This is a genomic window from Nodularia sp. LEGE 04288 (genome assembly GCF_963896525.1).
Classification (GTDB): Bacteria; Cyanobacteriota; Cyanobacteriia; order Cyanobacteriales; family Nostocaceae; genus Nodularia.
Window position 1 is genome coordinate 1 of record NZ_CAWQOY010000034.1, and the last position, 8,985, is coordinate 8,985.

Consider the following 8,985-nt stretch of genomic DNA (forward strand, 5'->3'; position numbering starts at 1 on the left):
GGGGTGTGGGGTATTGGCGAGATTTACCCAACTTTCTAATGAAGGGGTGGCGGAACCGAGAATTAAAGGACAATTTTCTAATTCGGCGCGCCATTGGGCGACGGTGCGGGCGTGGTAGGTGGGGATGGGAGAATCTTGTTTAAAGCTGCTGTCGTGTTCTTCGTCTAAGATGATTAAACCTAAATTGGGTAAAGGAGCAAAAATGGCGCTCCGAGTCCCGATGACGATTTGGGGTTCTCCGGTGAGCATTTGTCGCCAAGTGTCGTAACGTTCGCCTTCGGAAAGGGCGCTGTGATAAACGCTGACTTTACCGCCGAAACGGGCGCGGAAACGGTCTGTTAGCTGGGGCGTGAGGCCAATTTCGGGAACTAAAACTAGGGCGGATTTACCTTGATTGAGTAGAGGTGCGATCGCTTGTAAATATACCTCTGTTTTGCCTGAACCTGTGATCCCATGCAACAAGACTTGAGCAAACCCATTCAGGGCTTGGATAGTCGTTAAGGCATTGAGTTGGTGAGGATTTAACGTTTTGGGGCTGTCTGGGGCTAATGCTAGTCCCTGTTCTGTTCGCAGCACTTCTTTGTCTTCAATGACGATGTAGCCCTTTTGTGCCATTGTCTTCAGGGTAGAGGAACTAGCATGACAAATTTGTAATAATTCGCTCTGCCATAATTCTCCGCCACGTCGTCGCAATACTTCCAAAATTTCTCGTTGGCGAGTCGTTAAATCACCATCAATGTCACCAATCAAGGTAACGGCTTTTTGTCTCTTTGGCCGATTTAGTCGCGGTGGTTCTAAATAACTTTCTACTAACCCAAATCGCAACAATTCCCGCACACCTTTATAGGCTGTTTTGACTTTTTGTTGCAGGTAGACGAAGCTATAGTCTCCGACTGCTTGAGTTTGCAAAAGGTTTAAAACTTGCTGGGCTGGGGGAGTCAGGAAAGTTAAAGATGAGGAATTTTGTCTTTTTATTTCTGCTTCTGGGAGCAAGCGGATACGACGTTGCGATCGCCCCAATAAGCCTGGCGGTAATGCCACCCGGATCACCTGAATTAAAGGCGTATAGTAATATGCAGCTACTCGATTTAATACTAACCAATAAGTACTGGGGAAGAATCCTTCGCTGACTATATCTTCTACTTCCTTGATTTTTTCTGGTGGTAAATCGATATTTGGTTTTGTCAATAAACGAATGGCGATCGCGCCTATTTTTTGAGTACCAAATGGTACACTTAAGATATCACCGGGTTTTATTTTTAACTGCGTTGGCAATCGATAGGTAAATAATCCCGTAGTTCCTGGACAGTCTACCAGAACTTCAATCCATCGATTTACATTTTCAGTTTCGTAAGTTTCTCCAGGTTCAGCAACCCGCAAATCGAGTAAATTTATGGCATTTTTATACATGGTTTTGCAATTCTCTAGACGAATGTTTCTCTGGCTTTCACTTAGTTCTTTAGAGTTCACTTAGCTTCATAAAAGATTTTTATTTTTGGGTGGTAAAATGTATTTCATAATACTTTTGTTCCACATAATACTTGATAAGTTTCCTTTTATGTAATTTACTAGACAATTTTGTCTTAACAATACGTGCCATAAATATTTAAAGTCTGCTATAAAAAATCAACTTCTCTTTCCAGAGATTATTGAAATAGTCGGACTAATTACTAAATCGGACATATGGTTTTTCAGCCCCTTGATAGATATTCAACCCTTTGTGTATATGAGATGCTTTTATACAAATAAATTATTTCAGAAAATTAAACTAGTCAACCTGTGTCCTTGAGGACGCTTGCGGAAATAAGCACCTAATCCAAACCAAGACTATGATTTCTGGAATAATTTTTCGCTGGTCAAGCTTAAAAACTTATGTAATTTATAAAAGATTTAAGCTTGGGGGGTATTTACTTGAGTTTTTTATATTTGTTAAGGTGGATAAAGGTTGGGGTATTTGACAGAGTTGGGTATTAAGAAAAAAATAAGGAATATCTCTGTTGGAACCTGAGAAGATAGTTTTTGGGTGCAAAAACCAGTATTTGTTAGAGGTTCTATCTAGCAGGAGCCACGAAATGACAGCGAGGGGCTGATTTTCACGCTTTGAATAAGCAATTAGCAAGAAAATGTATTTTTCTGACAAAGGGGTGCATTTGTTTGTTAGGGAAAACTACCAAAGCTTCAAGCAAGCGGCTGTCACTAAATTATGTACCAAACAAAGCAACAATCCCTAAAGGAAACTATGAACATTGCTGAATTGGGAACAATGGAAATACTGGAAACTACTGTTGAACATGAAGATCCCTCACTCGAACTTCTAGACCCAGTGGTGGAGTCAGAACCCCCAGTTATGGAACATCTGGACTCAGAAGAACGTGATGGGGATCACATGGCGGCAGCTCGGCCTTCAGGATACAATAAGACCGAGCATGATGATGCTGTAGGCGCGTTTTTTAAAGAAATGGCGCGTTATCCGTTGTTAAAGCCCGACGAAGAGGTAGAGTTAGCGCGGCGAGTCAGGTTTCTAGAGGAAGTTAGGGAAGTCCAAGCTGCTTTGGAATTAGAACTGGGACAGCCAACCAGTAAGGTACAAGTAGCCTCCCAGCTAGAGATGACTGAAAAGCAACTAGAAAGTCGCTTATATCAAGGTCGCGTCGCCAAACGCAAAATGATTCGCTCCAATTTGAGATTGGTGGTGTCAATCGCCAAGCGATACCTGAATCGGGGCGTACCTTTTCTGGATTTAATTCAGGAAGGCGCAATGGGTTTAAACCGGGCGACCGAAAAATTTGATCCAGATAAAGGTTATAAGTTTTCTACCTACGCCTACTGGTGGATCAGACAAGCAATTACGCGGGCGATCGCCAATGACGCGCGAACTATCCGTTTACCTATCCACATTGTTGAAAAACTTAACAAGCTCAAAAAAGCTCAACGAGAACTCAAACAAAAACTCTGTCGCAATCCCAATGAAGCGGAAATGGCAGAAGCTTTGGAAATTAGCGTCCAACAACTGCGCCAATTGCAACAGCTAAGGCGACAAGCACTTTCTCTGAATCACCGTGTAGGTAAAGAGGAAGACACAGAACTGATGGATTTGCTAGAAGATGAGGATAACTTATCTCCAGAAGCAAAAATGAATGAAAATATGATGCGTCAGGAGATTTGGGATGTCTTGGGTGATGTGCTAACTCCACGGGAAAAAGACGTAATTTCTTTGCGCTACGGTTTGACCACCAGCGAACCCTGTACCTTAGAAGAAGTCGGGAATATGTTCAATTTGTCCCGTGAACGAGTCCGCCAAATTCAAAGCAAAGCTATGCGGAAACTGCGTCGTCCTCATATCGCCAAGCGCTTAAAGGGTTGGTTAATCTAATTCGTAGTGCGTCATGCGTCATTATTTCTGGTCAAGGTGGGTTACGCTACGCTAACCCACCCTACGATTTTGGGTAATTTATTTTTTGGTGTTCCGTGAGTTCGGAATTCTGTCTGTAGTTATTAATTATTAGTCAAAAATTTTACAGAATTGACTATAAACTATGGACTATGGATTATGGATTATGGACTAATGATTTCTCGTAGCGATTTGATTTTGCGTTTAGCTGAACCACCTGATAGCAACGTACTGTTTGATTTAATTAAGGAGCTAGCTGAGTACGAAAAATTATCTCACGCCGTAACTGGGAATGCTTTGGATCTCCAGGAGCATTTATTTGGCTCCCCAAAGTATGTTGAGGCAATATTAGCAGAATATTCAGGGCAAGCTGTTGGTTTTGCCCTGTTTTTTTCTAATTATTCTACTTTTCTAACTAAGCCTGGAATTTATTTGGAAGATTTGTTTGTCTTGCCAGAATATCGCCGTCAAGGCATTGGTAAAGCTCTTTTGTCTAAATTAGCCCAAATAGCTGTAGAGCGTAATTGTGGACGATTAGAGTGGAGTGTGTTGGATTGGAATGAGTCGGCACAAGCATTTTATCGCAGTATGGGCGCTGATATTTTAGATGAGTGGCGAATTTGTCGCGTTACAGAAGAGGCGATGCAAGAGTTAGCAAATAAAGGTTGAAGCAGAAAATTACAATATCTTTCATCCCGGTGAAGTTTGACAGCTTGTCTTTTGACACAGGCAATTCATTCAACTGAAAATTATCAAAGGTATTGTACCGAATCAGCCGTTTTGCAGAGAGAACACGAGATGAAAAGAATAATTTCCTTGCTACTTTTAGGCATAACTATCTTCACCTTTGCCTTCAGTAGTCCAGCTTTGGCAGCAGATACAGTCAGTGGAGCCAAAATATTTGGTGCTAATTGTGCTTCTTGTCATGCGGGTGGTAAAAATCTAGTTCAAGCTCAAAAAACTTTGAAAAAGGACGCTTTAGAAAAGTATGGTTTGTACTCAGCAGAGGCAATTATTAGTCAAGTGACAAATGGTAAAAATGCGATGCCTGCCTTCAAAGGTCGTTTAAAAGCAGACCAAATGGAAGATGTAGCTGCTTATGTGCTGGAACAAGCAGATAAAGGTTGGTAGTACCGCCGTGAAGTCAAAAGTCAAAAGTCAAAAGTCAAAAAGCTTATAAAATGGGCTTTTCATGGATTTTGAATGGTCTGTTTATTTACGCCAACTTGTAGTAGTTAGATCGAGTTTGGTTAATTAGTTATAATTCCCACGGTTATTCCACCCCTCCCCGCAAGCCTACGGTGTACACAGAAGTGATCGAATCGCCCCCTAACCCCCAATTATGGGGGAACAAGAATTTTCCAAGTCCCCCAAACTTGGGGGATTTAGGGGGCAAAACAGGCTCAAACGCAGACAGGCAGGACTTGTGTGTACACGGTAGCCCCGCCAGCGGAAAGGGGAGAAATATCAATCTAAAATACTCGCTCTTGCTGCGTATACTCTGGTTAAGCAAATCTAAAATTAAAAATATTAGTTAAACGTTAAATAGTTGAGTTGGCAGGGCTTTTTTGGTTAAGTTTACTACTGCTGAAATTGTCAAATAGGATGCTTATGACTTATTTCTGGCGATTGTTTCTCAGTCTAGTGTTGGCTTTTTTACTAAATTGTTCAACTCCCACAGCATATTCGTTACCTATTGTCAATATAAAAATTACAGCCAGTGACTTTTTAAGTTTGGGTGTAAGTAATATGCAGCGTGGTAATTATCTTGAGGCGATCGAGAATTTTAACCAGGCGCTGGAACTGCAATCAGATTTGGCTTTAGCTTATAGCGATCGCTGTCAGGCTCATCTGGAATTACAAGATTACCACCAAGCCATTACAGATTGTAATCAAGCGATAAATTTAGCCCCAGATAATTTGTCAGCGTATTTGAGCCGAGGACTAGCACAATACAGACAAGGGAATGATCCAGGTGCCATTGCTGATTATAACCAAGCGATCGCACTTCACCCTGTTGATTTTCGCGCTTACTACAACCGAGGTTTAGCCCACGCAGGTGAGGGAAATTACTCCGAGGCGATCGCTGATTACAATTTAGCCCTAACTCAAATTCCCCCAACCACAAGTTCATCCCTCGCCGATATCTACAATGACAGAGGTTTAGCTCACTTAGTTTTGCAAGACTCCCCAGCCGCTATGCTCGACTTTAATCGGGCAATTCGCCTCAATGGTCAGGATGATCGAGCTTACTTTAATCTCGGCTGTGCTGATGGTAGAAACGGGGATAATGTCGCTGCAATCCGCAATTTTTCCCAAGTTATCAAACTTAACCCTAGTCATGCCCCTGCTTACCTAAATCGGGGAATAGCGCGATATCGCTTAGGGTATCATCAAGGTGCGATCGCTGACCTGAAAAAGGCATCTGAGGACTTTGAAAACCAAGGAAAAAACATAGCCTATGAAAAGAGTTTAGATTTACTCCAAAAATTGCGGCAACAACTCCAATTTGTCACCGAAATCGCTTTTTTGTAAAACTTGCCAAAACATTAAATATCTCCAGCGCCCAAAAAATATTTCTGCCCAGAGGAATAAATATATAACTACCCGCAAATTTAGTGATTATACTCGTTATCATTGATATTAGTGAAAAGGAAAACGAGTAATCATCCCACACTATGTATCACTCATCGATAGACTCCTTTAAGCTTCTCAAGTCTAAAGACACTGAGATTTCTGAATAGTCCATAAATAGACTTTCTTAGGCTGACTCAAACAGCCTCTACCTACTCCACTTAAGTCAAACTTAAATATTGTAGCTACTTTACGGATAATATTTGCAGCACCATTACAGTCAGCATTGATTTTGATTCCGGCTAAAGTTTTAAACAAACCGCGATTTGTTCTAATACCACTACTTTTCCACCCTTGGGGTTTTGCACCGATTGTAGGTAGAACATCATTATCTAAGAACGATGTTTTGGAGGTATAGCTTTCTTCGGTTTCAATAAAATCTATTCCGTATTGTTCACAAAGTTGTTCAATACGGGTTTTTAGTTTTGCTGTCGGGATTTGAACAAACTTTTGATTGTTCTTTTTACCCATATCAGCACCATTCTTTTGCCCCTGATTCCAACCAAAAACTATTGAACCAATATTGTTCTCAACGCAATAGTTGATGACAATTCTCGCTGCTTTGTTTACAGCATCACGCATTTGTCTATTACGTTTTTCTGTAATTGCCGCCAGTCTATTAGACCAAAAGCCTTGAGATTTATTCTCTTTGATTTTAGCGACTGATTTGTTATACCACTGGTTCAAAGATTTGAGATGTAGACCATCAACAATAAAAGATGTACCAACATTAGAAACACAGGTCAACCAATTGTTTATTCCGTGGTCAATTCCCAAAACTTTTGATTTATCAAGTTCGATAGTTTCTACCTGCTGTTTATAAACAAACTCGGCATAAAAACATCTGTTTCGTGGTAAGATTCTCACTTCCCTAATGGATTTAAAATCCAAGTTTGACGGCATTGGTAGATGAAACGCATCAACCCCAAACCAAGTTTTCACCAAACTACCCAACGGAAACCGTATTTTTCCGTCTTTCAACCTGAGAGAACGTCCAGTAAAAGTGGCTAAAGCTAAACCACCAGATACTCTGTAATTTGGCAATCTTGGCTTTTGAGTAACAGTTCCCTTTTTTATCCCTTTTAGCAACCCCAGATAAGACTTAAAGGACTCAGCCACTCCAGTCAATATTTGCTGTGCTGTATCAGAGTATAAAGCCTGATAGTGTTTGTTTTTCTGAATAGTCCCTAATTGTTTGTGTAAATCGGCTTTGCTAGGAAAGTTTCCAGTTTTAAAATAATATTGACGGCTGTAGTAAACTCCACAGTTAATCAAGCTATTTGCTTCTGTACAAACATATTCAAGCAAAGCTTTTAGGTTATTGTCTGGACTAATCAAAATTTGTTGGCATCCATAAGGCATTGTTCGACTCGCAATGTTACTGTATATTAGTATATTAATATGTAAGACAAATAGCAATGCCGTTCCAGAAGAAGCACAAATTAGGCTTTACAAGCAATCAACCGTTTGATAAAAACCCTGTCTGTTTCAAAGTTTTACCCGGTGTCAAGGATAAATTAAAAACCGTCCCTAACTGGCAAGAACGATTAAGAGAGTTTGTTGATAGACTTATTGATGAGGTAAAGATTGAAGGCGATTAAAATCGCTCGTGTCGCTTACCTCTCAGCACGCTTCGTGACTGAGCTTCCCGCATACCGTGTATTTCTGTGAAAATCCAGGAGACTAAAGACACATTCAGTGATGGGCAAACATCTGAGATAGCCACAGAAATTACAGAACTTCCCTGTGGTTGGCAGTCAGAAGCTTTTTATAAGCTACCAAGACATCAAGCGATCGCAGTTTACCAATCCCTGAATAGCAGCGTGCAACAGCACCTAAGAGAAGATTTTCAAAAAAAAGTTGATTTAGATTTTCTCGACAAATTATCGCCAGACGAGCGCATACAACTATTTGAGTTACTGTATACACCCAAGGCTGGACAGGATGCACCGCCAGCGGAGAATGAGGATGTAGATCATAGTCCCCTAGCAATTGTGAAACGGCGGTTAGGTTGGCTATTTATTCTCCTGCTTGCTAGTACAGCCACTACATCTGTGATCAAAAGTCAAGAGTATATCTTACAACAAGTAGTGGTACTTGCTAGCTTTATTCCCTTGCTGATTGCTTACGGCGGAAACGTCAGTACACAAACAGCCACAGTTGTCGTCCGGGCGCTGAATACCCAGAAGACTCAGTTAAAAAGTTTGATTCAACAAGTTCTTTACCGAGAGATGATTTCTGGTATTATCCTGGGAGCAATTCTCGGAGTAATGGTGACAGGTGAAGCAATGCTGTTGCAAGATAATCCTATTGTGGCGCTTGTGATTGGCGTGAGCTTGTTTACCATTTCCGTCTTAGCTAGTTTCTGTGGTGCGATGCTACCATTTTTCTTCCAGGTTCTCGGATTTGATCCGGCTTTAATGTCGGCTCCTTTAGGCGCTACCCTTGTAGATGTGGCAGGAATCCTGATCTACCTGCAAATAGCGCGGTTGTTTTTACATATTTAAAGTCTCCCTTCTCCTTGCTTTCCCATAGCGTCTTTCAAAGGGAGAAGGCTACGGTGTACACACAAGTCCTACCTGTCTTCATTTGTGCCTATCTTGCCCCCTAAATCCCCCAAGTTTGGGGGACTTTGAAAATTCTTGTCCCCCCATAATTGGCAGGGCTGTTCGGTGAGGGTTTGGCTAAATTCGATACTTGTGTGTACACGATAGAAAGGGAGAAGGAGAGGGGTTGGGGGTGAGGTTCTATATTTTATTAAATCCACATTCCTTCATGAGCTAATTTCTCGAAGATTCGGCTCAATTTTGAGTTGAAGTATCGCTTTTTGTGAAGCGGTATCTTTTTTAATGAGCCATTATGGCAACCGCCAAGGAGGTTAAGACATAAACGGATAAGTAAGTCGGCGTAAATAAAGTTAACTGGCTAGGGTCGTCATTAGTCATTGGGAAGTTACCGTC

The 8,985-nt window shown here is 41.2% G+C and carries 8 protein-coding genes; 6 read left to right on the top strand and 2 right to left on the bottom strand.

The window, feature by feature from the left end; genetic code table 11:
* Positions 1-1,410: replication restart helicase PriA (priA, locus tag AACX33_RS03195; RefSeq protein WP_227789421.1), on the bottom strand; the 1,410-nt coding region annotated here is incomplete at its 3' end.
* Positions 1,411-2,203: 793 nt separating this feature from the next.
* Here priA and AACX33_RS03200 point away from each other — a divergent pair.
* From AACX33_RS03200 to AACX33_RS03215, 4 genes are all read left to right on the top strand, one after another.
* A complete protein-coding gene (locus tag AACX33_RS03200) occupies positions 2,204-3,373 on the top strand; it encodes an RpoD/SigA family RNA polymerase sigma factor (protein WP_193998243.1) in 1,170 nt (389 codons plus the stop codon).
* Between the two features lie 192 nt (positions 3,374-3,565).
* Positions 3,566-4,060, top strand: coding sequence for a GNAT family N-acetyltransferase (locus tag AACX33_RS03205; protein ID WP_193998392.1), 495 nt, complete (start codon positions 3,566-3,568; stop codon positions 4,058-4,060).
* Positions 4,061-4,189: 129 nt separating this feature from the next.
* Complete coding sequence (gene petJ / locus AACX33_RS03210; RefSeq protein WP_193998244.1) at positions 4,190-4,522, top strand: cytochrome c6 PetJ; 333 nt, start codon at positions 4,190-4,192, stop codon at positions 4,520-4,522.
* A gap of 480 nt (positions 4,523-5,002) precedes the next feature.
* Positions 5,003-5,926 carry a tetratricopeptide repeat protein gene (locus AACX33_RS03215; protein ID WP_193998245.1) on the top strand — a complete coding sequence of 308 codons (924 nt, stop codon included), beginning with the start codon at positions 5,003-5,005 and terminating at the stop codon, positions 5,924-5,926.
* A gap of 183 nt (positions 5,927-6,109) precedes the next feature.
* On the opposite strand, the gene AACX33_RS03220 is transcribed toward AACX33_RS03215, so the two are convergent.
* Positions 6,110-7,387, bottom strand: a complete 1,278-nt coding sequence (locus AACX33_RS03220) for an RNA-guided endonuclease InsQ/TnpB family protein (RefSeq protein WP_193998246.1) — start codon at positions 7,385-7,387, stop codon at positions 6,110-6,112.
* A gap of 56 nt (positions 7,388-7,443) precedes the next feature.
* Between AACX33_RS03220 and AACX33_RS03225 the strand changes: the two genes are divergently transcribed.
* Together AACX33_RS03225 and AACX33_RS03230 are read left to right on the top strand one after the other, a co-directional pair.
* Positions 7,444-7,626: a hypothetical protein gene (locus tag AACX33_RS03225; RefSeq protein WP_193998247.1), complete on the top strand. Its 183-nt coding sequence runs from the start codon at positions 7,444-7,446 to the stop codon at positions 7,624-7,626.
* Between the two features lie 66 nt (positions 7,627-7,692).
* Positions 7,693-8,532: a magnesium transporter gene (locus AACX33_RS03230; protein WP_193998248.1), complete on the top strand. Its 840-nt coding sequence runs from the start codon at positions 7,693-7,695 to the stop codon at positions 8,530-8,532.
* Positions 8,533-8,985 lie beyond the last annotated feature (453 nt).